This window comes from Trichocoleus sp. FACHB-46 (assembly GCF_014695385.1).
Lineage (GTDB): Bacteria > Cyanobacteriota > Cyanobacteriia > FACHB-46 > FACHB-46 > Trichocoleus.
On record NZ_JACJOD010000041.1, the window covers coordinates 1 to 17,031 of the forward strand.

Annotated in this window: 18 protein-coding genes; 7 read left to right on the forward strand and 11 right to left on the reverse strand. The window is 51.1% G+C overall.

Annotated features, from left to right (window positions below):
• Positions 1–247: 247 nt before the first annotated feature.
• From hpsU to H6F72_RS23515, 5 genes are all read right to left on the reverse strand, one after another.
• Positions 248–898: a hormogonium polysaccharide biosynthesis acetyltransferase HpsU gene (gene hpsU, locus H6F72_RS23495; RefSeq protein ID WP_190441553.1), complete on the reverse strand. Its 651-nt coding sequence runs from the start codon at positions 896–898 to the stop codon at positions 248–250.
• A complete protein-coding gene (locus H6F72_RS23500) occupies positions 895–1,851 on the reverse strand; it encodes a glycosyltransferase family 2 protein (protein WP_190441554.1) in 957 nt (318 codons plus the stop codon). The genes hpsU and H6F72_RS23500 overlap by 4 nt, the downstream gene beginning before the upstream one ends.
• A 68-nt stretch (positions 1,852–1,919) precedes the next feature.
• Positions 1,920–2,927 (reverse strand): UDP-glucose 4-epimerase GalE, encoded by a 1,008-nt coding sequence (galE, locus tag H6F72_RS23505; protein WP_190441555.1) that lies wholly within the window; start codon positions 2,925–2,927, stop codon positions 1,920–1,922.
• A 30-nt stretch (positions 2,928–2,957) separates the two neighbouring features.
• The gene (locus tag H6F72_RS23510; RefSeq protein ID WP_190441556.1) at positions 2,958–3,929 is read right to left on the reverse strand and encodes a glycosyltransferase family 2 protein; all 972 of its coding nucleotides are present in this window, start codon (positions 3,927–3,929) and stop codon (positions 2,958–2,960) included.
• A 233-nt stretch (positions 3,930–4,162) separates the two neighbouring features.
• Complete coding sequence (locus H6F72_RS23515) at positions 4,163–4,882, reverse strand: hypothetical protein (RefSeq protein WP_190441557.1); 720 nt, start codon at positions 4,880–4,882, stop codon at positions 4,163–4,165.
• A 252-nt stretch (positions 4,883–5,134) separates the two neighbouring features.
• Here H6F72_RS23515 and cobU point away from each other — a divergent pair, with 252 nt between their 5' ends.
• Together cobU and H6F72_RS23525 are read left to right on the forward strand one after the other, a co-directional pair.
• Entirely contained in the window at positions 5,135–5,740 is a 606-nt protein-coding gene (gene cobU, locus H6F72_RS23520) for a bifunctional adenosylcobinamide kinase/adenosylcobinamide-phosphate guanylyltransferase (protein ID WP_190441559.1), read from the forward strand.
• A 248-nt stretch (positions 5,741–5,988) separates the two neighbouring features.
• Entirely contained in the window at positions 5,989–6,447 is a 459-nt protein-coding gene (locus H6F72_RS23525) for a hypothetical protein (protein ID WP_190441561.1), read from the forward strand.
• Positions 6,448–6,484: 37 nt separating this feature from the next.
• Here the strand turns inward: H6F72_RS23525 and H6F72_RS23530 are convergent, their stop codons facing one another.
• The 4 genes from H6F72_RS23530 to H6F72_RS23540 form a co-directional block, all read right to left on the reverse strand.
• Positions 6,485–7,441, reverse strand: a complete 957-nt coding sequence (locus tag H6F72_RS23530; RefSeq protein ID WP_190441563.1) for a ribonuclease Z — start codon at positions 7,439–7,441, stop codon at positions 6,485–6,487.
• Positions 7,432–7,566, reverse strand: coding sequence for a hypothetical protein (locus tag H6F72_RS30860; RefSeq protein WP_255527369.1), 135 nt, complete (start codon positions 7,564–7,566; stop codon positions 7,432–7,434). The genes H6F72_RS23530 and H6F72_RS30860 overlap by 10 nt, the downstream gene beginning before the upstream one ends.
• Before the next feature lie 14 nt (positions 7,567–7,580).
• Entirely contained in the window at positions 7,581–7,874 is a 294-nt protein-coding gene (locus tag H6F72_RS23535; RefSeq protein WP_190441565.1) for a DUF3593 domain-containing protein, read from the reverse strand.
• A gap of 221 nt (positions 7,875–8,095) precedes the next feature.
• Entirely contained in the window at positions 8,096–8,422 is a 327-nt protein-coding gene (locus H6F72_RS23540) for a DUF2499 domain-containing protein (protein ID WP_190441568.1), read from the reverse strand.
• Positions 8,423–8,537: 115 nt separating this feature from the next.
• Between H6F72_RS23540 and csaB the strand changes: the two genes are divergently transcribed.
• Positions 8,538–9,608, forward strand: coding sequence for a polysaccharide pyruvyl transferase CsaB (gene csaB, locus H6F72_RS23545; RefSeq protein WP_190441569.1), 1,071 nt, complete (start codon positions 8,538–8,540; stop codon positions 9,606–9,608).
• A gap of 567 nt (positions 9,609–10,175) precedes the next feature.
• Positions 10,176–12,008, forward strand: a complete 1,833-nt coding sequence (locus H6F72_RS23550; protein WP_190441571.1) for a hypothetical protein — start codon at positions 10,176–10,178, stop codon at positions 12,006–12,008.
• Between the two features lie 71 nt (positions 12,009–12,079).
• Here the strand turns inward: H6F72_RS23550 and H6F72_RS23555 are convergent, their stop codons facing one another.
• The gene (locus tag H6F72_RS23555) at positions 12,080–14,263 is read right to left on the reverse strand and encodes an NAD(P)/FAD-dependent oxidoreductase (RefSeq protein WP_190441573.1); all 2,184 of its coding nucleotides are present in this window, start codon (positions 14,261–14,263) and stop codon (positions 12,080–12,082) included.
• Positions 14,264–14,422: 159 nt separating this feature from the next.
• Between H6F72_RS23555 and H6F72_RS23560 the strand changes: the two genes are divergently transcribed.
• From H6F72_RS23560 to H6F72_RS23570, 3 genes are all read left to right on the forward strand, one after another.
• Positions 14,423–14,656: a hypothetical protein gene (locus H6F72_RS23560; protein ID WP_190441575.1), complete on the forward strand. Its 234-nt coding sequence runs from the start codon at positions 14,423–14,425 to the stop codon at positions 14,654–14,656.
• A 57-nt stretch (positions 14,657–14,713) separates the two neighbouring features.
• Complete coding sequence (locus H6F72_RS23565) at positions 14,714–15,454, forward strand: phosphatase PAP2 family protein (protein WP_190441576.1); 741 nt, start codon at positions 14,714–14,716, stop codon at positions 15,452–15,454.
• 162 nt (positions 15,455–15,616) lie between these two features.
• Entirely contained in the window at positions 15,617–16,441 is an 825-nt protein-coding gene (locus tag H6F72_RS23570; protein ID WP_190441578.1) for an RMD1 family protein, read from the forward strand.
• Here H6F72_RS23570 and H6F72_RS23575 read toward each other — a convergent pair.
• Complete coding sequence (locus tag H6F72_RS23575; protein WP_190441581.1) at positions 16,438–16,896, reverse strand: MgtC/SapB family protein; 459 nt, start codon at positions 16,894–16,896, stop codon at positions 16,438–16,440. The genes H6F72_RS23570 and H6F72_RS23575 overlap by 4 nt on opposite strands.
• Between the last annotated feature and the right edge of the window lie 135 nt (positions 16,897–17,031).

A 17,031-nucleotide genomic window follows, 5' to 3' on the forward strand; every position in this document is an offset into this window, starting at 1 on the left:
TCGCTTACCAGAGCAGCAAAACCATCTATCAAGTCAAGCATGGGATGCTCTCGGACTACTTGATTGCACAACTCAAGCATCCGTCTGTTCAGATGGCTCTTGCGTAAGTCCTGGCTGTCCTAAATTATGTGTGAGATTAGCGGGTTGTGAGGGGCTGCCTCTCACAACCCATATGGGATGGCTATGGTCTTACGGGGTGATGTGAAAGTGGGACAAGGCTCAATTCCACATCACCCTCACCGCAAAATTAACAGGTCATTTGTCTGGGGTAATGAGGCCGACAAGGCGTACCCCAGCAAACCTGACCCTCAGGTAAGCTACTAAAGACACTACTGCGCGCACCCACCACAGCATTAGCTCCCACTTGTACCCCAGGGGCGATAAAACAGTCGGTAGCGACCCAAGCACCGTTGCCAATTGTAATCGGGGCCGTCACTAGCCCAAAGGCCGTGTCTTGAAAGTTGTGGCTACCAGTGCAAAGATACGACTTCTGCGAAATGACAGAGTGCTGACCGACTTGAATGCGATCGAGGCTGTAAAAAACCACATCATCCCCAATCCAGCTATAGTCCCCGATCGCGACCTTCCAAGGGTAAGTAAACCGAGCGGTGGGACGAATCACCACTCCTACCCCAACCTCTGCCCCAAACAGCTTGAGCAAACTCCGGCGTAACCCATTGGCTGGGTGAGGCGTGAGCGGAAAGGCGATCGCCTGCACCAACCACCAGATCAGCACGTACCAGCCCGGACGACCGCGATCGAACCTAGATTGGTCGTAGCGCCGCAGATCCATCCAGGCTTCAGGTTCTTGCGCGGTCGGCTGACTGGTTTCGGCTGGAGGATTGGCGATCGCGTCGTTGAACTGAGGCTCCAGGCCAGGGTTGGGAGTGGAAGTCATAGAGGAGACTGGGTAGGCGCGGCTTCCGGTTGAGGTGCAGGTTGTACAGCTTTGGGCGTGCTGCTCGTGTTGAGCTTGCCACCACAATCGCGTAACTCGTACAACTTGACGCCGATTTGGTACTCATACTGGCTCAATAAGCGCCCGTAGATGTAGCCCGCTTTGCCATCCAAAAAGCCTAGACGGATGATGTAGAACAAAATAAAGCGTAGCAGCGGCTTAAAGGGTAACTGTACCCAAATCTTTTTCAAGAAACGCTTGCGCTGGACTGAGTCGCCGAACAAGTTAGCGCCGATCGTGCCATCCTCACCATTACCCGTAAGCAAGTTGAGGTAAACGCGAGCTTCCCAGTTGGAGTAGCGGTTGTGGCGCTCTAACCAGTGGAATAAGTCGCGGAAGTCTTCGTGCAGCATGTCGTTTTTCAGGTAGCCGACCTTGCCTTCTAAAACCACATGCTCGTGAACTTCATTGTCCCCTGTGTTGCGGATTTCTTCGGTATTGAGGTTCTCGTAGCGGCCTTTTGCGTGTCGGAAGAGCCGCAGGTTCCAGTCGGGATATTTGCCACCATGACGAATCCACTTGCCCAGGAAAAACACCCGGCGATTCAGGTAGTAGCCGTTGCAGTCGGGTTGCTGAATGACAGCCGCAATTTCATCCCATAGCTCAGGTGTAATCCGCTCGTCACAATCGACGATTAGCACCCACTCGTTGCGGAAGGGTAGATTTTCTAAAGACCAGTTTTTCTTTTTGGGCCAGCGACCATTGAAGTGGAATTGCACCACATTCGCGCCCAGGCTTTCGGAAATTTCGATCGAGCGATCGCTACTTTGAGAATCGACCACAAACACTTCGTCGGCTCTAGCAACGCTAGCCAGACAAGCTGGAAGATTTTCCTCTTCGTTTTTAGCCGGAATTAGAACGGAGACTGGAAGCTTGGAGAGCTTGGAGGTCATGGTAACAATGCCCAGGGTGAACGTGACAAAAAACGAGAAAAAGTAAATGGGAGATTAAACGGGGTCTATCAGTGACAGGTCCGATGGCGCTTCTGATGCCACTGCCAAGCGTGAGACAGAATATCATGCAGGCTGGAATATTGGGGTTGCCAATTCAGCAGCGATCGCGCCTTGTCGCCACTGCCAATCAAACTGGGGGGATCACCCGGGCGGCGATCGTGCTCAACGGCGGCAATAGATTTCCCAGTTACCTGTTGAGCAACTTCAATCACCTGTCGCACCGAAAAGCCATTCCCGTTCCCCAAATTAAATACCTCACTGTTACCACCTTGCAGCAGATACTCTAACCCTAAAAGATGAGCTGTAGCCAGATCAGCGACGTGAATGTAGTCGCGAATGCAGGTGCCATCGGGCGTCGGATAATCAGTGCCAAAAATTGACACAGACTCTCGTTGGCCCAAGGCGGTCATGAGGACCAGGGGTAGTAGATGGGTTTCGGGGTTGTGATCTTCTCCCAGTAGGCCACCCGGATCGGCTCCTGCTGCGTTGAAGTAGCGGAAACACACAGACTTGAGACCATAGGCGACATCAAAGTCTGCTAATATCCGCTCCACCATCAGCTTACTCGCCCCATAGGGATTGATCGGCTGCTGCGGGTGATCCTCCGGAATCGGTACCGTTGTAGGAACGCCGTAGGTGGCACAAGTAGAGGAGAAAACAAACTGTTTAATCGAGGCGGCTAGCATCGCTTCTAGCAGCGTCAACGTCCCCATGACATTGTTTTGGTAATACTTGGCTGGGTCTGTGACCGATTCGCCCACATAGGCATAGGCGGCAAAGTGCATCACCGCTGCAATGTTGTGAGTAGCAAAGACTTGGTCTAGGAGGACGCGATCGCTGGTATCTCCCACCACAAGCTCAACTTTTAGCACCTGTTCTACCAAATCACGGTGCCCGTAGACCAAATTGTCTAAAACTACGACTTCGTAGCCCGCTTGCTGGAGCGCTAAAACTGCATGGGAGCCGATGTACCCTGCTCCACCTGTCACCAAAATCGTGGGTTTGGCTTCTGCCACGTGCAATCCCCCTTAATTTCCAGAACTTTGTTACGAGTCAGGTCGCTTAGTGCCTGAAGCACTGAGTTCAGGTTGCTTGCTGTCTGAGGTGGCTAGCATGCCTTGAATGACAGCCTGTAGATAACCAATTTGACAGTAAGCGTAGACAAAATTATCAAAGCGCTGGGCTGGGTCAGCAAAATATTTGAGGGATTTATACAACCCTCGCACTAGACGCTCTCCACCCCGGCGTAGCTGGCCTGCTCCGGTACGGCCTGACACTTTTTCGCGGTAATGCTCACTAATTCCCTGCCACCAGCCTCGATTCAGGAACCAAGCAGCTTTGGTGCGCTCCAAAGAGACATTGTGAGCCACTAGGGCATCGGGAATGTAAGCAACTTGCCAGTCTCGCTTTAAGGCTTGCTCAGTCAGGTAAAGTTCCTCATTGGAGAGGAGGTTTTTGCCTACTCGCCCTAAGTTGACATCAAACCCACCAATTTGATCTAAGAAAGTCCGACGTACCGAGTAATTGAGGCCACGCGGGGTGAGGTTGGGGTTTTGAATTTGGACGATCGCATCACCCAAGTCATAGTCGCCCAAATTTGCCGCCAATCCGGGAGACAACCAGCGCGGAGCCGTGACATTTGGAGGCCAAAGCAACGTCACCTTCCCGCCCGCGATCGCGAGTCTTTCATTGCTTTGGTAAGCTCGATAAAGCGCACTCAGCCATCCTGGGCTAGCTTCCGCATCATCATCTAGATAAGCAATAATGCTACTTCTAGCCACCTTCGCCCCAGTATTGCGGGCGACCGAAAGACCGGGAACTGGCTCGTAAATATATTGCAAGCGGGGATGAGACAAACGCGCTTCCACAATCTCGCGGGTGCGATCGGTAGAGGCGTTATCCACCACAATCACTTCAAAATGGGGGAAATCCTGCTCCAGCAGGCTATCAATTGCTGCACCTAAATATTGCTCCCGGTTATGGGTACAAATTACGGCAGAAATCTGCGGATCAGGCATATAGTCAAGCTCCTGCAAGTCAGCTCCCAACACTTACTGATACTGAGTGATGCACTTGATTCAGTGACAACTCAGCTACAAAGTGGCTGTCTCAGCTATTTCTATTTACCTCATAAACCCGCAGTTACTAAGTCAATTTTTGATGAAGATATTTAAACTAGCGCAAAGATCCGACGAGGCGTCTGGATCAAAACGGGTCTAAGAATAGAGCCAAAGCCTTACGCAGTCAATACTTAGTGCTCTTGTATATGACTGTGAAGCACGATCAGAGTTTTTGCGAGGCGACCTAGACGAGCTTCGAGTTGCCGCTTACGAGCTAAGAGTTGACGGAGGCGTTGATGACGAGCGATCGCTAAACCCACACTAGCAACCTGCTCTGGCGGACAAGGCTTGGACCAAACTTTGCCATCCCCGTCTAGACCACAGAGTTGATAACCGGGTTGAGGAGATTCACAAGTCACGTTAGTTTGCGGCATGTCGCAAAGTTCTGCCACGTAGCTCATCAGCGAGTCTACCTCTGCGGGTTGTACTCCTGCGGTTTCCTCAGAGCCTGCCTCTGGTTTGCGTGGGTGGGACTCTAGCCAACCGTCTACAATTGGCCCTTCAAGGTAAAGCTCTTGGATTTGCTGCACGACTTGATTCAGCGCCGTATACCAACCGGATGCAGTCCCTTCAATTTCCTTGAGCAAGTTCAAGGCCAGCGCGGGATTAGCAGCATGGCGATGACTGGTAAAGTTAGGAACCTTGAGCCGCGGCAAGCTAGGAGTCTTGTCGTGGTCGGCGGGAAAAGGCTGCACCGCGATCGCTGCCTGACCTGGAGCAGCACTTTGGGGCTTGGAGCCGACCGTAAATGAATAGGCACGATTTCCAGAAGAGGCAGGTTGACCCGGTGCAGCAGCGGGGCCTTTTAGCTGATGGAGGGTTGCCTCGATTCGTTGTAGATCTGGGTTCATAATTTCGTTACCTTACTCCTAGAAATCCGCCCTGATGCGTCGCTCAATCTCTCTGCCGAAATTTCTCTGCTTAGGAGTTGAGTTTATCGTAACTTTTTGACTCCGCAAGCTATTTAACCGACATTAACCTTGACGGCATTGTAACTGGTGACGATCGCAGAAAATTATAATTTTCTCTGAGTTCGAGCAATTCTCATCTGACCTCAAACTTTGCCTTCCCACTCCCGCTCCCACTGATTTTCAAGCCTTGCCATGAACTTACTGCCTCATTCCACTTCCTCACTATGCTTAGTCACTGGCCCCGCTCGCTCTGGCAAAAGTGAATGGGCCGAAGCGCTGGCAATCCAGTCAGGCAAAGCCGTGGTTTATGTGGCTACTGCTCAAACAAACCCTAATGACCCAGAGTGGCAAGCCCGGATCGAACGGCATCGCGATCGCCGTCCAGAAACGTGGCAAACGGTTCAAGAGCCTGTTGAGCTAGGCACAGTGATTCAGCAGGCGCAACCAGACCAATGCTTGCTGGTGGACTCGCTAGGAACCTGGCTTGCCAATCTGCTAGAGCAAGACGAAACGGCTTGGGAGCAAACTCAACAAACTCTGCTACACAGCCTGCAACAAACCCAGGGTCAAATTATTTTAGTGGCCGAAGAAACGGGCTGGGGCGTAGTGCCTGCCTACCCGATCGGACGAACTTTCCGCGATCGCCTCGGCACTCTGGTGCGGTACATAGGAGCGATCGCGGGTGCTACTTATCTGGTGACAGGTGGTTACGTGCTCAATTTGACTCAGCTAGGTACTCCACTATCTAAGGCCTTAGCGGAAAGCGCTAAAGGGGACGCTGAAAAGCGCGAGAGATAAATCGTAATTAAATCTAAAGATATTAGTGACTTCAGACTGAAGCTAAGTTGCGAGAATTACAATCAGGTGCAGATAGCAATAGCATGGGACTAATCCTTGCTATATAAAGACTTTGGTACGTCAAGCTCAACCTTAAGTGAGAAGTCTAAATGTTAAAACACGTGCCATAAATTTAAGCAAATCAAATCAATTTATTCAGCAGTACTAACCTCTTCATGACTTGGTAAAACCAAGCGTTGGTTGCACTTATGGCATCGGAACAGCAAGTTAGACAGTATCTGGCCTACTGGTTTCAGTTAGGTAAGAAAGTTGTGATTGATAATGGCCAAACTGCTTTACTACCAGAACCTGTCATTCAAGGCGATCGCTACAGCCAAGAATTTGAAGATTGCTGGCAACTTGTCCGCGCTCCAGCATCAGGAGACTGCCATCTAGAAGGCACCCATCAAACCATTGCCGAATTGCTCTCTCCTGCCTGGGACATTATGGGTTGTGCCCGTTGCTCCATGCCCGTACCTCTACCCATCATTGGCACCCCTGACTTAGAGTGCCCCTGCATTGACTTACCCAACTGGCCGAACATGGAAGTGCCCCTGCCACGGGCACCCATCAGTAGCCAATCTCGCTTGATTGAAATTCGCGATCGCTTAATGAAAAGCCAGCGCCAGCGGGCAACCGCTGAAGATAATGAGTCGAGAGCTAGTTAAAAATCAGCTAGAAATCAGCTAAGGCTCAGGCCTTAGGTTATGAGGTAGAGATTAGCTCTGTAGCCTGCCGTCGTGGGACTTCATAGGTGAAGAAATCGTAGGCCATTTCTGTGTTGGGAAAAATAGCTCGTGCTTCATCTTGCAAATCACTCAGTTGAATGGCATTGCCCGGAGCATAACGGGGGCTAAAGTGCGTCATGATCAACCGCTTTGCCTGAGCTGCTAGTGCGACTTGAGCCGCCATTGTGGAAGTGGAATGTAAGCGTTGATAAGCCAACTCTGCATCCTGATGGGCAAACGTAGCCTCATGGATCACCACATCCGCCTCCTGAGCTAGCTCCACCGCGCCCTCACAAAAAATTGTGTCTGTGCAGTAAGCAATCTTCCGACCCGCTTCTGTGGGGCCACAGAGTTCGGCTCCATTAATTTTGCGGCCATCGGGTAGCGTCACCGTCTCACCCCGCTTCAGCTTGCCGTAGAGCGGCCCTGAAGGAATACCCAGAGCCTTCGCCTTTTCTACATCGAAGCGCCCCACTCGATCCTTCTCCACCACGCGATAGCCAAAACTCGTAATCCGATGCTTTAGCGGCCCACAACTGACCACAAACTCATCATCCTCATAGAGCACTCCCGGCTGCACCGTGTGGACCTTGATCGGATAGGAAAAATGCGTTTGTGAGTAACGCCCGCTGGCTCGCAGGTATTCATCTAGTCCGGGTGGGCCGTAAATATCAATCCGAGTCGGGCTTCCTGCCAATCCACAACTCGCCAATAACCCCATCAAGCCAAAGATATGATCTCCGTGCATATGGGTGATAAAAATGCGGCACAACTGACTAACTTTGAGGTCACTGCGTAGGAACTGGTGTTGAGTGCCCTCCCCACAATCAAACAGCCAAACTTCTGCTCGTTGCGGTAAACGCAGGGCCACGCTCGAAACATTGCGCGATCGCGTGGGGACTCCAGAGCTAGTTCCTAAAAACGTTATCTGCAAAGCCGAGTTAACTCCAATGTTTCTAGTTGTGGCGTTTTGACGGGTGGCGTTTCCACTTCTGGCATGTTCACTTCTAGCAACGTGCCAATTGCTTTTCCAACTATAGCGGAGAATCCTGATGCCACGGCAAAGAGAGCATTTAGGGCAGCGATCGCTGTTTCTCCACCACCGCCTGCCGAAATCCCAGCACCACAAAGATATTCGACAGAGTCAAGAAAAACTCCGCCCCCCCATGTAACCAATCAATATCCGCCAAATTTGCCTCATAAGCCACCTTGGCATAAATCCCTGCCGGAATCGTCACCGCCACAAACAGCAACGTCAAATAAAACCCAATGAGAGCCAACCGAGGCGTTTGCCCAGACCGAGTCAAAAACCAGAGAAACCCCAAGTAGGGAAAGAGCGAAATAGCGAAAAGAGATTCTTTAGACATGGAAGTGTTGAGGAGTTAGGGGTGAGAGGTGAGGAGTGAAATGTGAAGGATGAGGAACGAAAGAGGAGTCATGAGTTGGGGTTACGAATCTGCTTGGATATCGAAACACTCACAAATAGACCCGTCTGGAGGGGGTCTGGGGGACGCAGCCGTCCCTCAGCGGGGGTTTGGGGGCGAGTGCCCCCAAGGTTCGGATTTTAGAGTTGGAACTATGACCGAAATTATTCTGAATCTAGAGGCGTAACCACATCACCCTTCCGGCTCGCCCGCCAAATCCACCACCCCGCCAAGCACAACGTAAAATTCCCTGCCACCGTCATTGCCGCTTGCAGCGTCACCAACCACTCCAACGCAGCCACATTATCAAAAAAGTGCCAAGTACAAGCACACATCGCACTCACCAAAGCAGGCAACATTCCCAAGGAAAGCGATCGCCAAGCTCGATTTTGGCTCACCTCCGCATAAGTCCAAATCAACCAAATTGCCGCCATCCACTCCAGCACACTAGAAATGTGAATAATCCAAGTGGGAATTGAAAGTGCATGCATGTTAGCCACCCATCACCCAAACTGCAAGTTCAGACACAAACTTGTGTCCCTAACTTTTTATGCTACCGCTTCCGGAACTCCGGTATTGTAAGGGTGACAGTACGGGAGTCAGAGGATGGAATCAGTACGGGCGGTCTTGTGTGGCTATTATGGCAAAGGCAATGGGGGAGATGAAGCCCTGCTAGCCTCGCTGCTGCAAATGCTCCCTAACCATGTCACCCCAATCGTGCTGTCCGGCGACTCTGCCCAAACTCAAGCGGCTTACGGCGTAGAAGCCTGCGATCGCAAAACGCCTCAAGTTCTAATTCCCGCCCTCAAGCAAGCCAACGTACTCATTTGGGGCGGTGGTAGCCTGATGCAAGACGTAACCAGCGCCGCCAGCCCAGTTTATTACGGTGGGTTAATGGGACTCGCGCAGCGGTTTGGCCTCAAGACCATTGCTTGGGCGCAAGGTATTGGCCCTCTAAATCGCAGCTTTACCCGCTGGTTAGCTCGTCAAGCCTTTACCAACTGTGATGCCGTAAGCGTGCGGGATCAAGGGTCTGCTGCTCTTTTGTCTGAATGGCAGGTACCATTCCTGCTCGCGCCTGACCCCGTGTGGGCCTTAGAAGCCAAACCTGTTGAAGGACTGTGGGATCTGCCAGCCCCACGAGTGGCTGTGGCGCTGCGATCGCACTCCTCCTTGACCCCAGAGCGACTCGCAATCCTGACCCAAGCTTTGGTGGATTTTCAAAAGTCGACCCAGACTTGTATTTTGCTCGTACCCTTTCAAGCTGCCCAAGACTTAGCGATCGCCGAAACCATTCAGCCTCAACTACCTGGACCCAGCAAAATTCTCAGTTTGAGTGATCCCCAGCAGCTTAAGGGTGTGTTTCGGGGTGTGGAAATGGCGATCGCGATGCGCTACCACGGGCTGATTATGGCCGCAGCCGAGGGGTGCCGCTGTTTTGCCCTCAGCTACGACCCTAAAGTGAGCCAACTGATGAGTGAACTAGATATTCCGGGTTGGGATTTGCTTGGCAACTCGCAGCATGCCCCGATCCCAAGCGATCCCCGCACCATTAGTCAAGCTTGGGTCGAGCATTATGCCAACGGTGCTCCTCTCTCGGCAAATCAAATTCATTCCTTAGTGGATCGGGCTTTAACGCACCGCGACTTGTTGTATCAAGCTCTACAAGGTTTGTAGAGTCTGCCTGAGCAAGCTGACTAAATCAATCTAAAAAATTAGATTGCTGAGGAGTTGCTGCTGAAGTGGGAAATATTTCTTGGATTTGGGCTTCCTAATCAACGTTGGATTTCGGACAATTTTCAACCATTGAGAATGACCTTAATTAATTTAATCTTGAGAAAAATTAATAATAACTTTCAAAATCCCTGATTTGAGGCTAGACCTAGGGCCTTGATTCCGCTAGATTTTTTAATGTTCGGTGTGCTCTCTCTGTTGAAAAACTCCTTAACCCTGAGTCGATCGTCCGTCCTTAACTTTTAGTTTCGGCTAATTTTCAATTTTTAATAATTTCTTGGGCAATACAGCCGTAATGGTTTTCGGATGCTAGCCTACAAGATTAACTAACAATTTCGCCTGTGTTGCAGATACTGAAGTTCTGACTTGGTCGAGCTGAGGTTGCAACGTAGGTCAGGCTATCTATTTAGCTTGTTACGGATTACGGAGAATTGAGTGGCTCCTGCCTGCTAGTCCCGAAAAGGCGGTGCTCAATCTGGACTAGGATTCCTTACCTTTTGGATGAGAGTGATGAGTGAAGCTGACACCCCAACGAATGGCCCAGAGCTACCGAAGCCAACCGATTTCAACGTTGTTGATCCTGCCCCTGCTGAGTTCAGCGCCGAGCCGACGGATTTGCCGCCCCAACGGTCCGAGATGCTAGAAGAAGACTGGCAAACCGTCGATTTCCCGAACGCTATCAGCATTGATGCGATCGCCCATCCTGTCGTTGAAGTTGCATCGGAGAGCCGCGAGCCTGAATCTGAGTTGGAGGAGTCGCTGGTTTCCCTCTCCCTTCCGGAGGTGAATGAAATTGTCACCATCATGCAAGAGCTACAACAGCGCAACGGCTACTTGCTGAGCCGCGTGACTCAGTTGGAAGTAGTTCTAAACGAGTGCCAAATCACGCTGGAAGCTCAAGCCAGCCGCACTCAAGAGCAAGAAACTATTTTGGCGCAGCAAAGCGAGGAACTGACCGCAGCAGATGAGCATATTGCCCGCTTAATGCACGAACTGGAATGTTCTCATCAAGCGGCTCAGCGCCAACAGATTTTAGTAGAAACTATCACGGCTCAACTAGAGAATAGCCAGGAACGAGTAGCTCAGCTAGAGCGCGAATGTGCTTTGACACAACAGCGTTACAACGAGCAAACTCACGCTGTGATGCAAGCAGAAAATATCTGTCGAGACTTGCGATCGCGCCTGCACCGCCAACAGCGCTACACATTGCAATTCAAAGCAGCTTTAGAAAAGTGCTTGGATGTTAGCTCTCCTTGCCATGAAGCGCATCCTGACCTAACGGCTGCTAGTGCGATCCCTAGCCCGACTAAAGCTCGTTCCCCGCAAAAACCTGCTGCTGCCTCAGACCCCGCCTTTTTGCCCAAAGTAGACTCGATTCAGCCCTGGTCAGCGCAACCTTGGCTGCTGGATGCCGATTTGGAGGGGGAGGGAGACTTTGCTGCGTCAGCGTCACCTCTGAGTTCTACCACCGCAGATGCTGTCTCTGATTGGTCAGGAGTTGGGTCTGACTTGTCAGACGATTCTTTGCTAGAACTGCCATCCGCGATCGCGCCTATTTTGCAAGATTTGTTGTCATCTCCTGCTACCGATACCTCAGATCCTGATGATCTCAGTGCCAATCATCCTTTATGGGATCAAGCGATCGCGGATTCCCAGGCTCAGCTTTCGATTAGTTACAACCTCAAAAAGAAAATATCAGAAGCCACTGAGACCGCAGAGCAAGCACTTTCTGAGCAATCCTCGGCTGAAGAGATTGTGACCTCTGAAACCACCGAATCTGAAACCACCGAATCTGAAACCGCTAAGTCTGAAACCATCACATCTGAAGCGGTTGCAGAAGACGAACTCATCATTATCGCTGATGAATTGATCAGTCCTACCATCATCGTTGAGGCTAACCCGGTTGAGGCTAACCCGACAATTGAGGTAGAGGCGATCGCCCCCTTTGATGTAGCAGGTTGGCAAGAGGATTTGCCAGAGGAGCCAGAGGATCTCGTGGAGGCTACATTGCTGGAGCCAACTACAGCTGGAGAAGAGGTCGTCACTCCACTCACGTTCGGTACCAATCTTCCTGAAGAAGAGGAACTTTGGCACGACTTAGCCAAGCTGATTGATGTTGCAGAAGTAGCACCTGCTGCTACACCTAGCGCTACGGCAGAGACCGTCGAGCCACCCACAGACAAGTCGAAGGCGATCGCAGCCCCGGCGGAGTCAACCAGTACAGCCTCTTTTACCTTTTCATCTAGTTGGCCCTCCCCCACCCTGTATCCCCTGCGATCGCACAAAAAACGCGCTTCAATGGCGGCGGTAGAGCTACCCAGCTTTCCTCAGCCTCGTTCTTAATTGAATTGAGACCTAACCCCCAGCCCCTTCCCTACGAGGGAAGGGGAGCAAGATTTTCAGAACTCACGTTATCAACCTTTCTTGCCTGCTAAAGGGCTACTGGTGCCAAGGTGGGCAGATGGGGATATCTCAGGTGGCTCAGACTGAGAGGCAGAGAGGTTGGACAGCGATCGCTTGAGGCTAACTTGAGGACGACCTAGGCCCGCCGTTAGCGCATAGTTCCAGCTCAAAAACCACAACCAAAAGCCAGGGTAGTGCGTCTCTAGCCAAGGTTGGCTCCAGCGGGTCAGTGACGGTAGCCAACTACCCACTAAGCTACTCATTAGGGCAGCAACCGTAAAGTTTACATAGCTACCAATCCAGCGGAAAAAGTCTTTCGGGCCAGCCAGTTGCCAGATCCAGATCAATAGGGCAGGGTTTTGCCATGCGGCTTGGATCGCCATGCGGTTAAATGATACCCAATCAGCTCGGTCCTTAATAAAGGCATCTGCTACCGCCGGAGATTCCGCTGCCAAAATGCCAAAGAAGGTATTCAGCATGGCATTGATGCGCTCTGGCGGCAGGAATCGGTGGGTGGGCACCATCATGCCTTTAGAGAACAGCCAGGTAACGGAGACATTGCTTTGAAACGTATGGATGCGGTTGAGGTGCTTAGCGCTGAGCAAATCATGCTGCAAAGCCGTGTCGAGCAAGTGAGTTAAACGGCCCAGATTCCGTACTAAGGAGCCGAATCCGGTGAAAACCAAGGGAGACTGCAACGAAGCAGCATCCCCGATTGCCACTAACCGATCGAACGCGACTTGGCGATCGCGACTGCCTACCGTGAAGTGACCTGGAATATAACCAAACGTCGGTTTACGCCACACTAGCTGATCCATATCGCAGCGGCGGTACTCAGGCAGAATCGTAAAAAAGTCCTCGTACATCTCTAGCAGCGAGCCAGGATTATCAGGATGTACCTGATGGTAGTGGAATAGATAAATCGTGAGCTCCTCGCCGTGAGCGGGAAACAATTCCCAAATCAGTTGTCGCCCTTTGGAAATGTCGCCATGACTGTTGAGGACATCGCCATACTTGGCATCCCAAACTTCCGGCTCGAAACCACTCGCGATCGCGGCTCCTACCGTGGGGCAAACGCTGTCAAAGGCTCGACCGCCATTCAGTTGCCAAGCGATCGGGGAAGCCGTACCCATTGCATCGACGAGTAAGCGACCCGTGACTTGTTTGGGCGATCGCGTCGGTAAGTGAGTCAGCTTTACCGTCACTTGCTCAGCACTCACATCAGCTCGGACAAACTCAGTTTCATCCCAAACTTCACCCCCTGCCGCTCGGAATTTGTCGCCACAAACTCGCAACAGTTTCTCGGCATCAATTCCCACATTCAAAACGGTCGGCGTGTGCAGAATTGGAGCCTTGGCTTGGGGCGGATTGTTGGCATCAAAAAATTTATGGAATCCGTCGATGTATTCCCTAGCAATCACGGATTCAAAGTCAGCAGGCGTGAACAGCCCTAAATCAATCAAGCTCTGGAATTCATCACGAGAAATATTCCATTCTCGGTTCATACGGCCAAAGGGCAAGCGCTCCACCAACAGCACCCGGTAGCCCAGCCGAGCCATCACCGCGGCATGGATCACCCCCAGCGCGCCACCAATATAGATCAAGTCGTAATCGAAAGTACTGGGGTTTTGCGAATCTGAATTGCTTCCGCCTAATCCTCCCTTGCTCGCTTCTGATCGAAAAATGACCTGTTGCGGTTGCTGAGGATTTCGGACACCCTCACGCCAGCGTTGCTCCCACCAGTAAACGCGAGTTAAGTCATATTCCCCATTCGGCATTTTCTGAAAGAACTTCACCGTTTGGGGATAGCGAGGAGCCAAAGCTTCAAAGATCGATTGCTGCGTTAGGTCGATCGCAGGTGGCACAGGATATTGATTCGGAAACTGCTGCCTAATCTCGGTCGTAAGTTGCTGGAGAAATTTCTGCTCTCCTGGAATTGCGCTCTCTGCCCACCGGAAAATTTTTAAATAGGTTGTTCGCTGTAACGACCAGACAAAAACTGACAGCTCTGGGTCTAGGGCACTCGTTGGATCTGAAATCGTCTTAGATGCCGTTGTAGTCCTGGAGCATCTAATGCGGAAGCCATTGGGCGTCACAATCTTCTCGCCCAGCTCTGAGTGAAAGTCTTGTTGTAGCCACTGACACACAGCTTTTGTGTCTGGGGTAGGAACTTCAAGGTAAAGAATTTCTTTCATCGTGGGGATTATTTGGGGGATTTACTCCAGCAAATTACGTAGCAAGGCAGGGTTGACAGAACCCCAAATTACGTTAAACTTCCGAATACTAAATTACTTAAGAAACTTTACAACATTCTCATATAGCTTCTAGGCGGCGATCGCCTTAATTAACTAGCCATGAATTATCCCATCCCTGTGAATTCTGAAGAAATTGTTGCGCTTCGCCAGGAGCCAGTTGACGAAGAGCTGGTGGCTGCCGCGATCGCGGGTGTGGTCCTGATTACACGCTCTGAAGGTCGTTCTCTAGAAGATTTAACAACAGAGGTCCTTACAGACGACAGCTTGCTCGATGCGGCTCAGCGCCGTTGGCTCAGCGACATCGTGGCTCAAGCCTGGCAAAGCCTACCATAGTTCTGGAACGAGTTCTTTACTTATGCAATTAAGAGCGTTAAAGCGAACCAGCGGCTAATGCAGGATCTGAGTGCCCAAATTATTCGAGCTTGGCGCGATCGCGTCGGCCCTAAACTATTGCCGCTGCTCTCTACAGTGCGACTCGGTGGTTTGGTGCTCGCAGGTTTAGCTCTCTGGGGCTTTGCCGAAATAGCCGATGAGGTTTTAGAAAAAGAAACGCAAGCATTCGATACGACAATTTTGTTGAGTCTGCGGGAGCTACATAACCCCCTGCTCGATCGCCTCATGATCGCAATTACGTTTCTGGGAGAGCCAACAGAACTAACTATTATGAGTTTGGCCCTAGGCGCTTGGCTGCTCTGGCGAGGTCAACGCTCTGAAGCAACTACATTGGCGATCGCGGCAGCAGGGGCAGCGGGACTCAATGTTTTGCTGAAGGATGTGTTTGCGCGTGCCCGTCCCGCGTTGTGGGCCAGGATTGTGGATGTGAAATATTACAGCTTTCCTAGTGGTCACGCCATGCTATCGGTGGTGGTCTATGGGTTGCTGGGTTATTTGCTAGCGACTCACTTTAAGCGGTGGCGTGTTGGAATTCTGATCTCGACAGCAGTTCTAGTTGCCGCGATCGGGTTTAGTCGGCTCTATTTGGGCGTTCACTGGCCCACCGATGTTTTGGCAGGTTATGCAGCGGGTTTGGTCTGGTTACTAACCTGCATCCTCAGCATCGAAATCTGGCGACACCGAGGCACAATACGAACTCAAGAGGCAGCACGCCCGAAGTCAACCAGTACTAAGTGAGTAAAAGCGAAGTAAGAAAAGTGGTCATTCTACCAGCCCTCACCTTAGGCTGGAGAAGAAGAGAGTCTCCACAGCTATTTTGGTTAACCCAGTTAGCAATAGAGCAGTTGCGCGGCCTTGAGGCCCTCTTGAATACAATGGACAGTTCATCTTCCAGTTAATATGCAGAAAATTTTCACAGCTCACGAATCTGACACTCTCTTTGCAGGCAAAACTACGATTGGGGTGCAGACGCTATTTTTAGGTGAGCGGATTGACATCAAAGTCTTAGAAAAAGGCGATCGCTTAGCCGTTTTACCTTTAGTGGTGACCGCAGGAGAGCAAGGTTGTGCAGTGATATTTCGTTATGGAGCTGTGGTGCTCTTTAACTTAACTCCAGAGGAAACTGACGCTTTTCTAGCCAATCTTAAGCCTTCTGTAATTGAGCCGTTTGACAAACCGGAAACGGAAGCCGATCAGATTCAGCTCAGCCCCGCTGATGCCTCTCGGGTTAAAGACGGCATTATTCTCCTGAGCGAGTTTACAGTAGAGCGACTGCAGATTGTAGCTGATGTTTTGGCTAAAAGCGTGGTTCTGTCCCACTACGAAGCCAGCATTTCTGATTTCTTCGATCGCATTGAACCCCTAGCAGCTGACCTACAATACCAAGGCCGAGGCAAACGCCAAGACCGAGAATTGCTGCGCCATATCGGGGGCACGTTGTTGATTCAGCACAAAATGGTGGGACTGGTAGCCTTTGGCGAAAAGCCAGAAACCCTTTGGGAGCGCCCAGAATTAGAGCGCCTCTACCTCCGCATGGAAGATGAATATGAAATTAGCGAACGCAACTTAGCCTTACAACGCAAATTAGAGTTGATTTCGCGCACCGCTGAAACTGTGCTGGATTTACTGCAACGCAATAGTAGCCAGCGAGTAGAGTGGTACATCGTTATTTTGATCGTGGTCGAAATTCTGCTGACCCTGTATGAATTGTTTTTCCGAGGCTAACCACGCGGCTCAAACCGCTTCAACACAGTCAGCACAAAAAGCACCATGAGGGCAGCGATTAAGCTGAGGGCTAGCAAACCACAACCTGCGGCAATCCCTAACCCTGCTGAAACCCAGATTGCCGCAGCAGAAGTCAGCCCTCGGATACGCACTTGCTCAGATTTGTGCTTCGCCTGCTGGAGGATTTCCCCTGCCCCTAAGAAGCCGATTCCGGCGGCTATGCCTTGAATGACGCGACTAAGAGCATCGGCACTGGCTTCGGTTTGCCCTAATTGGATAGGAATGAGCACTAAAAGCGCCGAGCCAAAACTAACGAGCATGTGGGTTCTCAGGCCAGCGGGTTTATGGTGAATCTCCCGCTCAAAGCCAATGACGCCACCAACGAGCAAAGCCAGACTTAGTCTGGCAACGATGTTGACTAAAGCGTCCCAAGTAATTGGATGAATAACAGTCAAGGTTTACCAACAAGCAATCAGGATTGTAGCTCTCCACTGTACTATTCTTTCGAGCCCTCAGGTGAGCTAGCGATCGCCTCTAGAATCGTACATAGCTGAAACCAACGCACTTCTGTAGTAGTTAACATCAGTTCC

Excerpts from the sequence above, each read along its gene's own strand:
- hpsU (WP_190441553.1), bottom strand. The coding sequence starts at position 898 with ATGACTTCCACTCCCAACCCTGGCCTGGAGCCTCAGTTCAACGACGCG.
- H6F72_RS23500 (WP_190441554.1), bottom strand. The coding sequence starts at position 1,851 with ATGACCTCCAAGCTCTCCAAGCTTCCAGTCTCCGTTCTAATTCCGGCT.
- H6F72_RS23510 (WP_190441556.1), bottom strand. The coding sequence starts at position 3,929 with ATGCCTGATCCGCAGATTTCTGCCGTAATTTGTACCCATAACCGGGAG.
- H6F72_RS23515 (WP_190441557.1), bottom strand. The coding sequence starts at position 4,882 with ATGAACCCAGATCTACAACGAATCGAGGCAACCCTCCATCAGCTAAAA.
- cobU (WP_190441559.1), top strand. The coding sequence starts at position 5,135 with ATGAACTTACTGCCTCATTCCACTTCCTCACTATGCTTAGTCACTGGC.
- H6F72_RS23525 (WP_190441561.1), top strand. The coding sequence starts at position 5,989 with ATGGCATCGGAACAGCAAGTTAGACAGTATCTGGCCTACTGGTTTCAG.
- H6F72_RS23535 (WP_190441565.1), bottom strand. The coding sequence starts at position 7,874 with ATGTCTAAAGAATCTCTTTTCGCTATTTCGCTCTTTCCCTACTTGGGG.
- H6F72_RS23540 (WP_190441568.1), bottom strand. The coding sequence starts at position 8,422 with ATGCATGCACTTTCAATTCCCACTTGGATTATTCACATTTCTAGTGTG.
- csaB (WP_190441569.1), top strand. The coding sequence starts at position 8,538 with ATGGAATCAGTACGGGCGGTCTTGTGTGGCTATTATGGCAAAGGCAAT.
- H6F72_RS23550 (WP_190441571.1), top strand. The coding sequence starts at position 10,176 with ATGAGTGAAGCTGACACCCCAACGAATGGCCCAGAGCTACCGAAGCCA.
- H6F72_RS23555 (WP_190441573.1), bottom strand. The coding sequence starts at position 14,263 with ATGAAAGAAATTCTTTACCTTGAAGTTCCTACCCCAGACACAAAAGCT.
- H6F72_RS23560 (WP_190441575.1), top strand. The coding sequence starts at position 14,423 with ATGAATTATCCCATCCCTGTGAATTCTGAAGAAATTGTTGCGCTTCGC.
- H6F72_RS23565 (WP_190441576.1), top strand. The coding sequence starts at position 14,714 with ATGCAGGATCTGAGTGCCCAAATTATTCGAGCTTGGCGCGATCGCGTC.
- H6F72_RS23570 (WP_190441578.1), top strand. The coding sequence starts at position 15,617 with ATGCAGAAAATTTTCACAGCTCACGAATCTGACACTCTCTTTGCAGGC.